The 15,977-nt window shown below is 71.0% G+C and carries 13 protein-coding genes; 7 read left to right on the plus strand and 6 right to left on the minus strand.

Annotated elements, in window-relative coordinates:
• Positions 1-26: 26 nt before the first annotated feature.
• Both ACN20J_RS06850 and ACN20J_RS06855 read right to left on the minus strand, forming a co-directional pair.
• On the minus strand, positions 27-491 hold the full coding sequence (locus ACN20J_RS06850) for an SHOCT domain-containing protein (RefSeq protein WP_419665508.1): 465 nt from the start codon (positions 489-491) through the stop codon (positions 27-29).
• 120 nt (positions 492-611) lie between these two features.
• Positions 612-1,295 carry an HdeD family acid-resistance protein gene (locus ACN20J_RS06855; RefSeq protein WP_419665509.1) on the minus strand — a complete coding sequence of 228 codons (684 nt, stop codon included), beginning with the start codon at positions 1,293-1,295 and terminating at the stop codon, positions 612-614.
• A gap of 311 nt (positions 1,296-1,606) precedes the next feature.
• On the opposite strand from ACN20J_RS06855, the gene ACN20J_RS06860 reads away from it, so the two are divergent.
• Complete coding sequence (locus ACN20J_RS06860; protein WP_308405906.1) at positions 1,607-2,101, plus strand: potassium channel family protein; 495 nt, start codon at positions 1,607-1,609, stop codon at positions 2,099-2,101.
• Positions 2,102-2,175: 74 nt separating this feature from the next.
• Here ACN20J_RS06860 and ACN20J_RS06865 read toward each other — a convergent pair whose 3' ends face one another.
• The 4 genes from ACN20J_RS06865 to ACN20J_RS06880 all read right to left on the minus strand — a co-directional run bounded on the left by ACN20J_RS06865 (position 2,176) and on the right by ACN20J_RS06880 (position 7,698).
• Complete coding sequence (locus tag ACN20J_RS06865) at positions 2,176-2,373, minus strand: hypothetical protein (protein WP_419665510.1); 198 nt, start codon at positions 2,371-2,373, stop codon at positions 2,176-2,178.
• A gap of 174 nt (positions 2,374-2,547) precedes the next feature.
• Positions 2,548-3,066 carry a hypothetical protein gene (locus ACN20J_RS06870; protein WP_189838717.1) on the minus strand — a complete coding sequence of 173 codons (519 nt, stop codon included), beginning with the start codon at positions 3,064-3,066 and terminating at the stop codon, positions 2,548-2,550.
• Positions 3,067-3,105: 39 nt separating this feature from the next.
• On the minus strand, positions 3,106-4,743 hold the full coding sequence (locus ACN20J_RS06875) for an MFS transporter (protein WP_189838716.1): 1,638 nt from the start codon (positions 4,741-4,743) through the stop codon (positions 3,106-3,108).
• A gap of 240 nt (positions 4,744-4,983) precedes the next feature.
• Complete coding sequence (locus ACN20J_RS06880; RefSeq protein ID WP_419665511.1) at positions 4,984-7,698, minus strand: LuxR C-terminal-related transcriptional regulator; 2,715 nt, start codon at positions 7,696-7,698, stop codon at positions 4,984-4,986.
• 525 nt (positions 7,699-8,223) lie between these two features.
• On the opposite strand from ACN20J_RS06880, the gene ACN20J_RS06885 reads away from it, so the two are divergent.
• The 6 genes from ACN20J_RS06885 (at position 8,224) to ACN20J_RS06910 (ending at position 15,963) form a co-directional block, all read left to right on the plus strand.
• Positions 8,224-8,994, plus strand: coding sequence for a response regulator transcription factor (locus ACN20J_RS06885; protein WP_361908836.1), 771 nt, complete (start codon positions 8,224-8,226; stop codon positions 8,992-8,994).
• Positions 8,981-11,092, plus strand: a complete 2,112-nt coding sequence (locus tag ACN20J_RS06890; protein WP_419665512.1) for a sensor histidine kinase — start codon at positions 8,981-8,983, stop codon at positions 11,090-11,092. The genes ACN20J_RS06885 and ACN20J_RS06890 overlap by 14 nt, the downstream gene beginning before the upstream one ends.
• Before the next feature lie 123 nt (positions 11,093-11,215).
• Positions 11,216-11,575 carry a hypothetical protein gene (locus tag ACN20J_RS06895; RefSeq protein WP_246575087.1) on the plus strand — a complete coding sequence of 120 codons (360 nt, stop codon included), beginning with the start codon at positions 11,216-11,218 and terminating at the stop codon, positions 11,573-11,575.
• A gap of 142 nt (positions 11,576-11,717) precedes the next feature.
• On the plus strand, positions 11,718-12,353 hold the full coding sequence (locus tag ACN20J_RS06900) for a class F sortase (protein ID WP_419665513.1): 636 nt from the start codon (positions 11,718-11,720) through the stop codon (positions 12,351-12,353).
• 212 nt (positions 12,354-12,565) lie between these two features.
• Positions 12,566-14,821, plus strand: a complete 2,256-nt coding sequence (locus ACN20J_RS06905; protein WP_190228620.1) for a hypothetical protein — start codon at positions 12,566-12,568, stop codon at positions 14,819-14,821.
• Positions 14,821-15,963, plus strand: a complete 1,143-nt coding sequence (locus tag ACN20J_RS06910) for a hypothetical protein (protein WP_190228621.1) — start codon at positions 14,821-14,823, stop codon at positions 15,961-15,963. Before ACN20J_RS06905 ends, ACN20J_RS06910 begins: the two co-directional genes overlap by 1 nt.
• The last annotated feature ends 14 nt before the right edge of the window (positions 15,964-15,977 follow it).

Genomic DNA, 15,977 nt, shown 5'->3' on the forward strand with positions numbered 1-15,977 from the left:
GGTGCCCTCGACCAGTGCGAGTGCCGTCAGCTGCCGGAGGCGGTGCCGCCCGCGCGTTCCGACGGGCCGTGGCCGCTCAGGACCAGCTCCTTCGCCCGGCGGAACTCCTCGTCCGTGATGTCGCCACGGCCGCGGATCTCGGACAGCTTGGCGAGTTCGTCTGCACTGCTGGGCCTGCCGTCGCCGCCCTTGGCGGTCTCGCGGACGTAGCTCGCGAAGGCCTCCTGCTGTGCGCGTGCCTGCGCGGCCTCCCGGCGGCCCATGTTCTTGCCACGGGCGATCACGTAGACGAAGACGCCCAGGAAGGGCAGGACGATGGTGAACACCAGCCAGCCGGCCTTGGTCCAACCGCTCATCTTGTCGTCACGGAAGATGTCGACGACGACCCGGAAGAGCAGAACGAACCACATGATCCACAGGAAGAACACCAGCATGGACCAGAAGACGCTCAGCAGGGGATAGTCGTACGCGAGGTACGTCGACCCGCTCATCTCTTTCCTCCGTCCCGGGCCTTCGCCCGCCGGCCGTTGGTCTGTCGTCTCCAGCCTGCGCATGACCACGGCCCGGCGGCCTCACCCGAGGCGGGTGAAGGGAGCCGGGCCGGGCGGGCCTCAGGCGGTCCGGGCGGGGTCGTGCGACCCCGCGATACCGGCCCTGCGGAGTGCGGCGCGCCAGGCGAGGGCGAGGGCCACCTCGGCCACGCCGAGCAGGACGAGCCACAGTCCGAGCAGCCGGGTCAGCGCCCTGGCGGACTCGGAGGGCAGGGCCAGCACCACGATCCCCGCGACGATGCCGATCACCGCGATACCGAGGACGAAGCCCCGGTGGGGCAGGTCCCGGGCGGCGAGGGCCGTGTAGAGGGTGAGGATGCCGGACACCACCCAGACGATCCCGACGATCAGCGAGAGCGCGGCGATGGTCTGCAGCGGGTTCCTGAGGCACAGCACCCCTCCGAGGACGTACAGCACGGCGAGGAGCAGTCCGGGCAGCCGTTCGCCGTGGTCCTCCCGGGCGAAGGTCCCCACGAACCGGAACGCCCCGGTCACGAGCAGATACAGGCCGATGAGGACCGCCACGACGTGCAGGGTCCCCTCCGGCCAGACCAGGATCAGGATGCCCGGCACGAGCGTGGCGATCGCGGAGCCCAGGACCCACGTCCAGGAGCGCCCGAGTTTCTCCAGCACCGCCGCGGGGTCGGCGGCGGGGACGGGGGCCGCCCCGTAGGGCGTGTGGTCCGGCCCGTCGGGTGTGTGTGCCGGTCCGGTGCCCGGTGCGGGATCACGCGACACGGTCATGGCTCCTCCTCGCGCGATCGAGAGGCTCGCTCCCGGGCCGCCGACGGGGCGGCACACGGGGATCGCACGGCCAGCGTCCCGCCCGTCGCCGGTCACCGGGTCACCCTCGGCGGGTGATCCGTGGGGGCCGCCGGAGCGATGAGGTGGGGGCCGGAGGACACGCGCCGACGTGCGGCGCGCGGACGAAGAGACACGAGATGGATGATCGAGCGGCTGCCCGGAACGATCCCGAGGCCGCCCCGACCGAGTCGACCCGGTCCGAGCAGGCGGCGGACCGGAGACGAACGGGTCCGGGGCGGCGGGAGACAGTCGTGTCCGTCGTCCGGGCCGTGGGTATCGCGGCGGGTCTCGTCACCGCGTACTACCTGCTGCCCCTGGACGATCGAGGCACGGCCCGCACCGCGACGCTGCTCACGTGCGGCCTGCTGGCGGTCGTCGTGGTCTTCCTGTGGGAGGTACGGGCCATCACGCGCTCGACCTCGCCCCGTCTGAAGGCCGTCGAGGCACTGGCCGTCACGCTGGCTCTGTATCTGGTGCTGTTCTCGTCCGCCTACTACCTGTTGGACCATTCCTCCCCGGGCTCCTTCAGCGAACCGCTGAACAGAACCGACGCGCTGTACTTCACCCTGACCACGTTCACCACCGTCGGGTTCGGCGACATCACGGCCCTGTCCCAGACAGGACGCGTGGTGACGATGCTCCAGATGCTCGGCGGACTGATCCTCGTGGGCATCGCGGCGAAGGTGCTCGCGGGCGCGGTCCGGGCGGGCCTGCGACGGCAGGGCCGGGAGCCACCGCCGGAGTAGGACGAGCCACCGCCGGAGCAGGACTCAAGGAGCGCTCAAGAGGGCTCAAGGAGTGCGGGCTTCCGGCGGAGACGTCACTCCGGCAGCTGGCGCATCTCCAGGACTCGTAGCCCCAGCGACCGGCAGCGGGCCAGCAGGCCGTACAGGTGCGCCTCGTCGATAACCGAGCCGTACAGGACCGTGTGTCCGGACATCAGCACGTGATCCAGCTCCGGGAAGGCACTCGTCAGCGTCTCCGACATGTGTCCGTCGACGCGGATCTCGTAGCGCATGAGCTGCCCTCCCGCGGGTGGCCTGGGACAGGCGGGCTGCGGCCTTACGCTGCGATCCTCCGCCTCGGCGGACCGCCCGGCCTCACCCCGTAGAGGTGATACGGCGGTCGGCACGCGCTTCACCTGCGTCGATGCTCCCCGCTCCCCGAGGCGGGGCTTCCCGCGCCAACGCCGTCAATGCGTCAGATAGATCTTGAACGCGATGATCAGCAGCCCGAGCAGCAGGTTCACCGTGGCCGTGGTGGCCACCAGGCGCCAGGAGGCCCCGGCCCGTCGTGCCGCGGCGGCCGACCAGCCCACCTGGCCCGCCACGGCGACCGCGAGGGCCAGCCACAGGGAGCCCGACAGGTCGAGGCCCAGGAGGGGGCTGACGGCGAGGGCGACGGCAGGAGGGACGGCGGCCTTGACGATCGGCCACTCGTCACGGCACACCCGCAGCACGATCGCGCGGTCCAGTCTCAGCTCCGCCAGGCGCGCCCCGAACAGCTGGGCGTGCACATGCGCGATCCAGAACGCCACGCCGGTGAGCAGGAGCAGCAGCATCAGTTCCAGACGTGGGAACTCGCCCAGGGACCCGGCCCCGACGATCACGGAGGAGGCGAGCATGGATCCGTAGACGCCACCGGTGTAGTCGGCACGCTCCCGGCGCTCGGCGCTGCGCGATCGGGCCGCGGTGTGCTCGGCCTCGGACATCGCGACCTCCCTCGGAGTCGGCCGGCCGGAGCCGATCGGTCAGTCGGCCGGGCCGGTCGAGCCGATCGCCCCGGTGGGCGCGCCGGTGTCGGGTTGCTTCGGACGGCCGGCCCCTCGGGTCGGCAGATGCGACGTGACCAGGAAGCTGGCGAGGGTGATTCCGCCGGTGGCGAGGATCGCCGCCTTCAGTCCGTTGAGCTGCGCCGACGCGTACGAGTCACCGAGGGCGTCGACCTCGGACGGCGGCAGTCCGGCGCGTTCGGCGGCCGAGCGCACCTGGTCGGTGGGCACGAAGGTGATGCCTGCTTCGAGGGCGACTCCGGTCTGCTGCCGGGCCTCCTCGGACAGCTGCGGGTTCTTCTCCACCTGGGTGGTGAAGGCATGGGCCAGGGCGCCGATGAGCAGCGATCCGATGAGGGCCGTGCCGAGCGCGGAGCCCAGGTTCTGGGCGGTGAACTGCAGCCCTCCGGCCTCGCTGCGTTCCTCCTCGCCCACGCTGGACTGGACGACATTGCCCAGCTGCGAGGCGAGCAGGCCCATGCCCACTCCGAGCAGGGCCATGGCTCCGGCGAACTGCGCGTCGTCGATCACGGGATCGATGGTGGCCAGCAGCCACACGATGGCGCCGGTGAGGGTCAGCAGGGCCAGCCGGACCACCCGGCGCGGTCCGGCCGCCCGCCCCAGCCGGGAGGCGACCATGGAGGCGGCGAGCATGGTGATGGACACCGGGAGCAGCCGCAGACCTGTCTGGAAGGCGTCGAAGCCCTGCACCACCTGCAGATACAGCGGGATGGTGAAGAACAGCCCCAGCAGGATCAGGTTCTGGCTCACCAGTGTCATCAGGCCGGATCGCAGCGCGGGCTTGCGCAGCAGGGGCAGATGCACCAGGGGCTCGGCGCCGCTCGCCTCCCGCCGTTTCTCCCAGTGATGGAAAAGGGCCAGTACAGCGATCCCTGCGGCGACGACGAACAGCGTCGGCGCGAAGCCGAAGATCGTGAAGGGCGGGTTGCGGGGCTGTACCCATCCCCAGGAGCCGCTCTGCAGCACACCGAGGACGCCGAGCGCGAGCCCGGTCGCCGAGAGTGCGGCGCCGACCCCGTCCAGGCGGGGGCTCGGACCGGTCCTGGGCTCTTCCGTGATCGCCCGGTGGAAGCAGAGCACGATCAGGACGACCACGACCTCACCGGCGAACACCAGCCGCCAGGTGAGGTACGTCGTCACCCAGCCGCCCAGCAGCGGGCCGACCGCGATGCCGGCTCCGGCGAGTCCGCCGATGACGCCGTATGCGACGGCCCTGTCCCGGCCCCGGTAGGCCTCGGCCACGAGGGCCGCCATGGCGGGCAGCACCAGCGCGGCACCGAGTCCCTCGATGACCGACCAGCCCAGCGCGAGGACCCACAGGGTCGGGGCCACGGCGGTCAGGGCCGATCCCGTGGCGTAGACGACGAGCCCGAACAGGAACAGGCGACGGCGTCCGAAGATGTCTCCGAGCCGGCCGCCAATGATCATGAAAGCGGCCATGACCAGCGCGTACAGCGTGATGACGGCCTGGATCGCGGTGACCTCGGTGTCGAAGTCCTCCACCAGCTGACTGATGGACACGTTCATGACGGAGGTGTCCAGGACCATCAGGAACTGGGCCGTGCCCAGGACCATCAGCGCCCGCCAGTGCCTCAAGGTGCCCACCTCGCCGAGTCGCCCCGGGACCCGGCGGAGTCCACCGGGTGGCGGCCGGCCGATCGATGCCCGGCCGCCACCCCCATCGCACCCGAAGAACCGGCCCCGCGCCTCACCCCGCACGGGCGAGCCGGACACCCCGCGACAGCCCCCGACCAGGCCGGGATCCCCGGTTGAGCAGGGATCCCCGGTCGGGCAGGAGTCCCCAGTGGGGCAGGCCGCGAAGGCACAGCCACCCGCTCACAGCAGCCGCAGCTCCCGCGCGCGGTGCACCGCGTCGTGGCGCCGGTTCACCGACAGCTTCCGGTAGACGCTCTTGAGGTGGGTCTTGACCGTGTTCACCGACACATACAGATCGGCGGCGATCTCCTCCGTCGACATCATCTGGGCGAGCCGTTCCAGTACGTCGTGCTCGCGTCCGCTCAGCTCCTCCACGACCGGTGGCAGCGGCTGGTCCCCAGGGCGGGCCCGCTGCGCGTCGCACGGTGGCGGTCCGGGGGTGAGCCAGCCCTCGGCCAGCCCGCGCAGCGGCACCGTACCCAGCAGGGGCCTGATCCACGGTCCGGCTTCGAGGAAGGGGCGCCGAAGCCGTTCGCGCCGTGCCTCGTGGAGGGCGTGGGCGACGAGTCTGCGCGCGGTGGCGGAGTCCCCCGCCCGGTCCGCGGCCTGGGCCCGCACCAGTGAGGCGCGGACGGTCACCGCGGGACCCGTACGGCGATCGGGACCGGCACCGCCCTCGGGGCGCACGCGGTCGAGCAGGTCGAGCGCCTCGGCGGGCCGGCCGGCGGCGAGCTGTGCCCGTGCGGCCCCCACGACACACGCCGGCTGGTCGCCGGACACCTCTTCCAGCAGTTCGGCTGCGGTCTCCGGCCGGCCTTCCGCCAGATGGACGGCTGAGGTAACCAGCGCCTTGTGCGCCTCCGACCAGGGTGAGACCACGTCGGCGGCGACGCCCGGTTCCGCCGCTTCGAGCGCGGCGTGCGTCTCTCCGCGGGCCAGGAGCAGCCTGGCCGTGGCAAGGGCTCGCCCCGCCCGCATCACCGGGTCCCGCATCGCACGATGGGAGTCGGCCGCCTCGTCGAGGAGTGCCTGGGCCCGGTCGAGTTCGTTGCGGTCGACGGCCACGGCGGCCAGGACGAGGAGCTCGATGCCCGAGCCGGACTCCTCCCTCAGACCGAACCGCTCGGTCTCGGTGACCGCCGCCAGGGCCTTGCGCTCCGCCCTGCCGGGCCAGCCGTTCAGATAGTCGATCAGGGCCAGATGACCGAGGGACTCCTCGCGCGGAAGCGCCGTCGAGGCTCCCCCGGAGCAGGCGACCGCCGTGCTCAGGGCGTCACATGCGTCCTCGAAGTTCCCGGCCCACAGCCGCGTCGAGCCGAGGTGGGTCGACAGGAGGGCGGCGAGTTCGGGATGGGCGTCCAGGAGCTGGGCGGGCACCTCGTGCTGGAGTGCCTCGGCGGTCTCCGCCGCCGTCTCGGCCCTTGCGGGGGAACCGGTCAGCCGGCCGGCCAGGGCTTCCAGCAGGGCATGGCTCAGCCGGGCCGCCGCGAGTCCGGGAGGGCCGTCCCCGGCCGGTGTCCGGTCCTCCTCCGCCAGGCTCTGCTCGGCGTGCCGCAGGTGGGGCAGGCCATGGTCGAGGTCGCTCCGCGCCAGCTCACGGGCCGCCCGGACGAGATCCGTGGCGGGGCTCGTGGCCTCGGGGCCCATCCCAGAGAACAGTTCGGCCAGATGGTCCGAGCGGAGACCGGTGAAGAGCTGGCCGATGGCGAGGCCGTCGACGAGGGCACCGGCGGTGAACTCCCAGTCGCCCGCCGCGGCACCGTGGCCGAGCGTCTCCGCGAGGGGTCCGGAGTCCCGCAGCCATGCCGCGGCCCGTCGGTGGAGTTCGGGCTCCAGACCGGGAGAGCGCATCCGCAGATGGGCGTGGAGGATCTCCCCGAACAGCGGGTGGAGCCGGTACCGGTCGTGCCCGAGATACTCGACGAACGCGTTCTCGCGGTGCAGCCCGGCCAGGACGGACTCGGCATCGGCTCGCCCGGTCAGCGCGTTCGCCAGCTCGGGACCGAAGCGATCGAGGACGCTGACCCGCAGCAGGAGGTCCTGCGCCTCGGGGCTCTGCCGCTTGAGCACCTCCGCCAGCAGGAAGTCGGCCACCGTGGTGCGGTCGACCTCGAACTCCTTCAGATACGTCTCCGGATCCGGGCTCTCCTGAGCGGCCAGGGCACACAGCCGCAGCCCGGCGGCCCATCCCCGGGTGCGCTCCACGAGGGACCGCGCGGCGGACACCGGCACGCGCAGCCCGTGCAACTCCAGCAGCGCGGCGGCCTCCTCGGGGGTGAAGGCCAGCTCCGCGGCCCTGATCTCGGTCATGTCGCCGACCGCCCGGTAGCGGTGCAGCGGCAGCAGAGGCTCGGTGCGGGTGACGAGGATCAGGCGCATGCCCCGTCCCGCGTGGTGCAGGACGAATTCCAGCTGCTCCGCGATCTCCGGCGCCGTCACACGGTCGTACTCGTCGAGCACCACGATCACGGGCCGGTCCCGGTCACTCAGGCTCGCGGCGAGGCGCGTCAGCAGCGTCTGGTCGACTCGGCTCGCGTCGGCCGGCGAACCGACCTCGGCGGGCAGGGGTACACCGGAGGCGCTCAGTGCCTGGAGGAAGTACGCCCAGAACATGCCGCAGCCCTGGGCGGCGGCGTCATTGGTGAGCCAGGCGACGGACCGGTCCTCGCGTGCGGCCCAGTCGGCGGCCAGCAGGGTCTTGCCCGCGCCCGCGGCACCGCTGACCATGGTCAACGGCGTCCGCAGAGCCTGGTCGAGATGCCTGACCAGCCGCTCCCGTCGCAGGAAGGTCGCGGGACGCGCCGGTATCGCGAACCGCGTGTGCAGGAACGGGTCTCCTTGGGGATCGGCGCACGACGTGGTCGGTTCCGGACCGTTCTCCTCCAGCCCAGCCATGGCGCTCACCACCACTGCTCGTCAGGTCATGGGCAGCGCTCCCCCTCAGCATCCCGCGGTTCCTGCACATGTGCACGCCAACCAGACGCCAGTGGCTTCTCCAGGGGCTGCAACGGCATCCGCCGCCGAGTCCTGTGGGTTCGTACGAGGCCCGTGCCCGTCCGGCAGGCGTGGCCCGGTCCTCTGTCGGCAGGACCGCAGTGGTCAGGTCACGGACGTGAGGACCCGCGGCTCGCTCCCCCGCCGGACCGATCTTCTCGGCGACCGGGACGACGTGATTGGTCTAGGCGGGCATCTCGTCGGCGGCGTACGCGTCCGGGCCGCGCCGTCCCTCCCGCGCGAGCGTGTGGACGTACGGGAAGCCGCCCGGGGGCAGCTGCCGACCGTCGGCCGGCGGGACCTCGCCGCGACCGCGACGGAGCGTCCGGCTTCACGACCGTGGCCTGAACTGCCCGCCCGAAAAGGTCACTTACCACTGTCCCCGGCTCCACGCTCGTTACGCTCTCCGGCGTGTGCGCAAACATCATGGTCGCTGAAGACGACACGAAGCAGGCCGAACTGGTGCGCCGTTATCTGGAGCACGAGGGACACACGGTCACGGTGGTGGAGGACGGCCGTACGGCTCTTGAGCAGGTTCGGCACCGGGAGCCCGACCTGCTCGTCCTCGATGTGATGATGCCCCGGGCCGACGGCCTCGACGTGGTACGGATCCTGCGCGCCGAGGGCCGCGAGGTGCTGGTGATGATGCTGACGGCCCGCAGCACCGAGGACGATCTGCTGCTCGGCCTCGACCTCGGTGCCGACGACTACGTGACCAAGCCGTTCAGTCCGCGTGAGCTGGTGGCCCGGGTGCGTACGCTCCTGCGCCGCAACCGGACCTCCGAGGGGCCCGCCCCTGCCGCCGCCGACCCCGCGCCCGGTGCCGCCAAGGACGGGGCGATGTCGGTGGGCGCGCTCAGAGTCGATCCGGACCGGCACGAGGTATCGGTCGGGGGGACGCCCGTCGTGTGCACCCCCGGCGAGTTCCGCATCCTGGCCGCGATGGCGGCGGAGCCCGACCGGGTCTTCACCCGGCAGCGGCTCCTGGAGGAACTGCACGGCTTCGACAAGTACATCAGCGGCCGCACCGTCGACGTACACGTCATGAACCTGCGCAAGAAGATCGAGCGCGCACCCCGGCGGCCGGACCGGTTGCTCACCGTTTTCGGTGTCGGCTACAAGCTGACGGATCCCGCGAGGACCAAGAGGACCGATACGGGTACCAACGCGAAGAGCGTGCGCCGTGCGTCGTCGTGACGAGCGGGCGCGGCTGCCGCTCCGCAAGAGCCTGCTCGGGCGGCTGCTGACCGTGTCGGCGCTGGTGGCCTCGTGCTCGGTCGCCGCCACCGCCTGGCTCGCCGTGCAGACGACCTCCGGCGCGATCCGCCAGGAGCAGGGCCAGAACCTCAGCGCGGATGCCGAGATCTACAACACCCTCCTCGGGTACGCGGCGACCCACCCGGGCTGGGAGGGCGTCGACGGCACCGTGCGCAAACTGGCCGGGAAGTCCCAGCGCCGGATCGTGCTGACCACCCAGGACAAGCGCCCCCTCTTCGACTCCTCCGACGACTCGAACGGCACCTCGTCCCCCGCCCCGCTGCCACCGCAGGCTTCGGCTGTCGTCGACCCGCTGTCCGTCGACACCGTGCTGGTGCCCGACACCGCCTCCGCGGGCGCGGACCGTGTCGATCCACGTGCGGTAGGGCCGTTCCTGCTGCCGGCGAAGGAACGTACGCTCCTGCGGAAGGCCAGCGCCGACAGCGCGGAGTGCCTCGGTGCGGCGGGCATCGCCGCGGACATCGTCGAGAGTCCGAGCGGGCGGTCCCGCGTCCAGTTCGTGAGCAGTGAGACCGACCGCTCCATGGAAACGAAGTGCCTGGCGTCCTACGCGTCCGGTCCCACGCCGACCGAGCGGAAGGCCCTGCGCGCGCTCAACCAACTGGCCGACGCCTGTCTGAAGCGGCAGGGCCGCACGGGTGTGAAACTGAACCTGGACCTGTCCTGGGACCGCGGATTCGGGTCGGGAGGCACGGACACCGGCCTGCCGGTCGCGCTTCCCACGACCGGCCTCAGCAAGCGGGAGGCGGATGCCCAGCAGCGGGCCGCGGAGCAGAAGGCGGTCGAGGAGAAGGCGGCGCTGGCGAGGGCCACCAAGGAGCGAGCGACCGACGACGGGCGCATGCCCGCGGCTCACAGCAGCAAGCACGACCGGGCCATAGCCGCCTGCGTCGGCAGCGCCCGCCGCGAACAGCTCACGTCGTATGTCGCCGCGCCCGCACTGCTGTTCATCGACAGCACCGACGCCGCCGCCGGCGTGCCCGGTTTCGATCTCTCCCCGGCCAACACGGCCCGCATCGCCGGGGTCACGGCCCTGGTCCTCGCCCTCACCGTCGGCGCCTCGGTGATCGCCGGAGCCCGGCTCGTACGCCCGTTGCACGCGCTCACCGGTGCCGCCCAGCGGATGCGGGACGGCATGGACTCGGCGCCCGTACCGGTCGGCTCGGACAACGAGATCGGACGGCTGGCGGCGGCCTTCAACGACATGGCCGCGCACCGGGCCCGGCTGGAGGAGCAGCGCAAGGTGATGGTCAGCGACGTCGCCCATGAGCTGCGTACCCCGCTGAGCAATATCCGTGGCTGGCTGGAGGCGGCACAGGACGGACTGGCCGAACCGGACCCGGCGTTCGTCTCCTCCCTGCACGAGGAGGCGGTGCAGCTTCAGCACATCGTCAACGATCTCCAGGACCTGGGGGCGGCCGACGTGGGCGCGCTGCGCCTGCATCTGGAGCCGGTGCGCGTGGACGACCTGCTCGGCCAGGTCACCGCGGCACACCAGGGGCTGGCCGAGACGGCGGGTGTCACCCTGGCGGTCTCCGCGGTGCCGCCCGACGCGCCCCGACCACCGCTGCTCGACGCCGACCCCGTACGGCTGCGGCAGGCCATGAGCAACCTGGTCTCCAACGCCGTACGCCACACACCGTCCGGTGGCAGGGTGACGCTGCGCTCGTACGTCACCGAATCCGGGGAGCAGGTGGCCGTGGAGGTCTCCGACACCGGCAGCGGCATCCCCGCGGACGACGTCCCTCATGTGTTCGACCGCTTCTGGCGGGCGGAGAAGTCCCGCAACCGCAGCACCGGCGGCAGCGGCCTCGGCCTGGCGATCGTCCTCAAGCTCGCCGAGGCCCACGGCGGCACGGCGAGCGTGGTGAGTACGGAGGGTCAGGGCTCGGTCTTCACCCTGTGGCTGCCGATCGGGCGGGGCGAGACAGCCTCCACCGGACCTGAGAACGGACCGGAAGGGACTGTGCGGAACCGCGGGATTCACGGGGCCGGGGAGACCCCTGGACAGCCCTGATGCGATGACCATGAGCTTCTGACAGCTTCTTCACAAGTGGGCGCGAGTGTGGGGCCATGCCCGGAACCTGGTGCGGCTCGCCAACCAGGTACCACCAAGGCCGGGCTGGAACTGGAGCGATACATGTCCCGCCAACTCACCCTGCGTTTCGCCGTTCTGACCGCCGTCGCGACCGGCGCGATGCTCGTCCCGGTCGGCGCAGCGGTCGCCGACGACCCGACGCCCACGCCGACCGCGGCCACGGGAGAAGACAAGACCGCGGCCGAGAAGAAGGCCGAGGACGCCAAGAAGGCGAAGGAGCTCGAAGCCAGGAAGGCCGCGGCCGCCAAGGACCTTCCGAGGGGCGGCGTCGCCGCGGGCGAGGCCCCGGCCGGAGACACCGGCACCGGCACCCTCGTCGGTTCGGCCACCGGCGCTCTGCTGCTCGCGGGCGCCGGCACCATCGTCCTGCGCCGCCGCGCCGCGGGACGCCACAACGGCTGACGCCCGGCACAGCCCCACCGGGCACAACAGTGGCGCCGCCCGTCTCCGGGCGGCGCCACCGCGTATGGGCCCGGTCCCGTAATCGTTCAGGCCCTCTGCCTCTGCTTTCGGTTCTGCTCCCGGTTCTGCTCTGGAGTCCGTCGTGTCACCTGCACCCCGTCCGGTACGGCGCTTCGGCGCCCTGCCGGCCCCTGCCCGGCTCGCCCTCGTCGTACCCGTGGTCCTCGCCGTGCTCACCGGCTGTTCGTCGGCCGCCGACAAGCCTGCCCCGGCCTCTCCGAACACCCCCGCTGCCGCCGGTACCGCCTCGCAGGGCGCTCCGGAGGCCACAGAGTCGGCCGTCCCTACCGAAGTCGCCATCCCCTCGGTCGGGATCACCAGTTCCCTGATGGAGCTCGGTCGCAACCCGGACGGGACCGTGGAGGTCCCCCCGGCCGAGAAGGGCATGACCGCCGGCTGGTACATCGGCGGCTCCGTGCCCGGTGAGGTCGGTCCCGCCGTGATCATCGGCCACAACGACACCCGCTTCGGCAAGGCCGTCTTCCACGACCTCAAGAAGATCAACAAGGGCGCGGACATCACCGTCACCAACAACCGCGGCGAATCGGCGCACTTCACGGTCACGGACACCGAGAGCGTCAGCAAGAACTCGTTCCCCACCGAGAAGGTCTACGGCCCGACGAAGGACCGCGCTCTGCGACTGGTCACCTGCGACGGAGACTTCGACGCCGAGGGCCATCCGGTGAACAACCTCATCGTCTACGCGAAGTCGACCTGAACCGGGCGTAGTTGTTCCGTTTCGTGCGGTAATCACAGAACGCCGGGCAAGGGGACGGCCACACCGGTACGGTGCCTGCCAGATGGGGAGTGAAGCACCTAACTCGGCCTCGGCGGGATGAATGGTGCCACTGTACGACTGGGGGACACTTGTCGAACATTTCGACGGCCATTGACGCCCTGCTGCAAGCCCGGCTGCGGCAGTTACCCGAAGTGCAACGCGAAAGCGAGCGCTGGCACACGCTCGGCGAACACCTCGCCGAATTGGACGACGCACTCGCCGATCTGCGGGTGCACACCACCATGGACGCCGAATTGGTGACGGCCCTGACACTTCCTCAGCTGACGGAGATCCAGCTGGCCGTCGCGCAAGCGGCGGACTCGTTCAAGGTGATCGCCTCCCGCTTCACCCGGACAACGGTCAACATCGGTGTGAGCGGCGCGGCGCGCATGGGCAAGAGCACCCTGCTGCAGTCGATCTCGGGCCTCGACGACAACCAGATTCCAACCGGTCACGGCATCCCGGTCACCGCGGTCCGCAGCCGGATCTTCCACTCGCCCGCGGTACGGCGGGCCGAGTTGGAGATGCACAGCCCGGAGAGCTTCCTCACGGCGGTGATCTCCCCGCTGCACGCGGCGCTCGACCTCTCCCCCGCACCGCGTACGGTCGCCGAATTCCGCGACTGGGTCTACCCGGAAGCCCACCCCGACACCCGGCACAGGGTGCTGCTGACCCGGCTGCGTGAACTCCACAGCGCCCTGACGTCGTACGAGCCGTTGCTGACCGGCGGCGTCAAGACAGTGCCGCTGGAGGAGGTGCGGCCGTTCGTGGCGTATCCGACCCACGAGGAGATCTCCAAGGCCGGCGAGCGGGTGGAGCGCGCCTATGCGGCTGTGCGCGAGGCCCGCATCGAGTGTGCCTTCCCGCATGAGCATGTGGCCAGGATCGGCATCGTCGACCTGCCGGGCCTCGGGGAGGTCGTCGCGGACGCCGAGCGGCAGCATGTGGCGGGTCTGCGCAACGAGGTCGACGCGGTGCTGGTGGTCAAGCGTTCGTCCGACACCTCCTCGTTCTTCGACGAGACGGACACCGCCGGACTCGGTCTTCTCGACGAGGTACGGGGATTCGTGCGCAGCACCGGAGAGTTCGCCTACCTGGTGCACAACACCGATCCGGACAAGCCCCACCTCGCGGAGAACCTCCGCGGCGACCTGTTGCGCAATGTCAACGGGGGCGAACCGGACCGCTTCTTCACCGTCTTCGAGACCGACGTACGCGACCCGGAGCGGGTCGGCCGGGAGGTGCTCGGCCCCCTGCTGAAGCGGATGGCGGAGGGCCTGCCCGTGATGGACGCCGAGGTGCTCGCCGGCACCCGCACCCAGGCCTCGTCCGTACGGGACCGTACGCGCCTGCAGCTCACCGATCTGCGTCGGGCACTCGACCAGGTGGCCCGGCGGGCCGGAGTTCCGGAGGAGGTCAACGAGGCCAAGGCCGCGCAGTTGCGCAGCACCATCGCCAGGCGGCTGCGCGTGCTGGTCGCCGAACTGGCCGCGGAGGCGCACGGCTCGGTGCTGGACCAGGGCTTCGGCGAGGCCGTCGAGAAGGCGTACGAGGACGTCGTCGGCTGGATCCAGGACGGCTTCGGGAAGGGCCCGGACGCCTGGAAGGAGGAGGCGCTGGCCTGCATGATCACCGAAGGCCACGCGGCGGCGTTCGCGGGGCCTGAGTTCAGCAGGATCCGGGTCGAGATCAGCCGCCGGTTCGCGGCGCTGGACGACTTCTTCACGGCACGCCTCACCGCCGCCTGGGACCGCACGGCCGCGGTCCTCGCGGCCGAGTGCGGAGCGCTCTTCCAGGACGACGGCAGCAGGGAGGCGGACAGTGCCTCCAGCTCCGACGACGCCACCGCCGCACCCGCCGTCGCACCCGCGGCCCAGTCCGGACGTGATGTCCTCGCCGAGCTGGCCGAACTGTTCGCCGCTTCCTCCCAGCCGTGCCCGGGCCTCGCCTCCGCGGTCAACAGCCTGCTGGACGTACGGCTGGAGTACCGCACCCTGCTCTACCCCCGGGTACGCCCCGATCTCGCCCCGCTGAACCTCCAGGTCACTCATCCGGACACGGGCGAGCAGATGCAGCACGTGGCGGTTCCCCTGACCGCGGAGGGCGCCGAGCACCTCCACGAGCTGTTCAACAGCCTTGCCGAGCAGGCGGCGTTCCGGATCCAGAGGTCGCTGTCCCAGGAAGCCGCGGTGCCCGCGGTCGTCATCCACGCGCTGGTGGAGCAGTTCGAGGACACCCTGATCCGGTCCGGTACCTCGGTCATGGAGTTCCGGCGGTTCGTCCGCTCGTACCGCAACGACCTGTGGCCCGCGGAGTTCAAGGGAATCGACGAGGCCAACAGCCGCTTCGCCCGCGTGCTCCGCGTCACACAGGACATCTCCAAGGCGCTTGAGGAGGGGCAGCGGTGATGGACGAGCGTTCTGTCTTCGAGTACAAGATCGGCCTGCTGGCCCCCAGCCGCGTGGGCAAGAGCACGCTGATCGCCAGCCTGCTCACCGAGGGCCAGCAGCAGTTGGCCCAGGACTCCTCGGTACACCTGCTCACCGCGGACCGGCCCACCAAGAACCGGCTGGGGGCCACCTACAACCTGGTCTCCGGGGCACTCAAGGCCCGGATGTTCGAGCCGGGCGTCGTGCCCAGTACCAGCGATCCCTCCTGGTTCCGGCTGCTGCTGGAAGCACGGGGACAGGACCTGCAGATCCGGTTCGACATGCTCGACTACCCGGGGGCGTGGCTGGAAGGAGCCGGCGGAAGCACCGAGGACGAGCAGAAGTGGAACGAGTGCGAAGCGTTCCTCGCCGACAGCTCCGTGCTCATCATCCCGATCGACTCGGTGCTGCTCATGGACTCCGGTGACGACCACGCGCATCTGCTCGCCTCGCACCTCTCCGTGTTCCAGATCAACCAGGCCGTACTCAGGTGGGCGAAGAACCGGCGTGAGCTGTCCGGTGAGCCCGCGATGATCGTGTTCTGTCCGGTCAAGTGCGAGACGTACCTGTCGGACAGCGGCAGTCTGCAGGACCACGCGGGTGCGCTGCGGGACAAGGTGCTCGACCAGTTCAGCGATGTGCTCAAGACGGTCCGGGACGCGGCCCCGCACGCGGCGGTCCGCTACCTCCCGATCGACACCTTCGGTTGTGTGGAACTCGTCTCGGCCCGCTGGATCCGTGCCCAGGGATCTCCCGGCGGCGAGATGCTCATGCCCAAGTACCGGGTCCGCCCGCCTGGCCGGATCGTCCGGAAGGGACTGGACGACCTCCTCACCCTGCTGTGCCGGCAACTGGTCGACACCGCACGGGCGCAGAGCGAGCGGGCGACAGCCTCTAGGCAGACGGCGGCCCTGCATTCCCGAAGCTACGCGGAGTTGAGGGAGGGCTTCTTCCGCGATCTGTGGCTGAACTTCAACGGCGAACGCGACCGTCGCAGGCACACCGCCGCCGCCGACGAGAGGCTGTTCGCCATGTCGCAGCGGACCACCCAGTCGCTCTTCGACGTGCTCACCGCCCTGGCCGGGCGCGAGAGCGGGCCCCGTCTGCACCACCTGAGCTGACCGCCGAAGGGACT

It is taken from the genome of Streptomyces sp. 2-1 (assembly GCF_048564895.1).
GTDB classification, from domain to species: domain Bacteria; phylum Actinomycetota; class Actinomycetes; order Streptomycetales; family Streptomycetaceae; genus Streptomyces; species Streptomyces phaeochromogenes.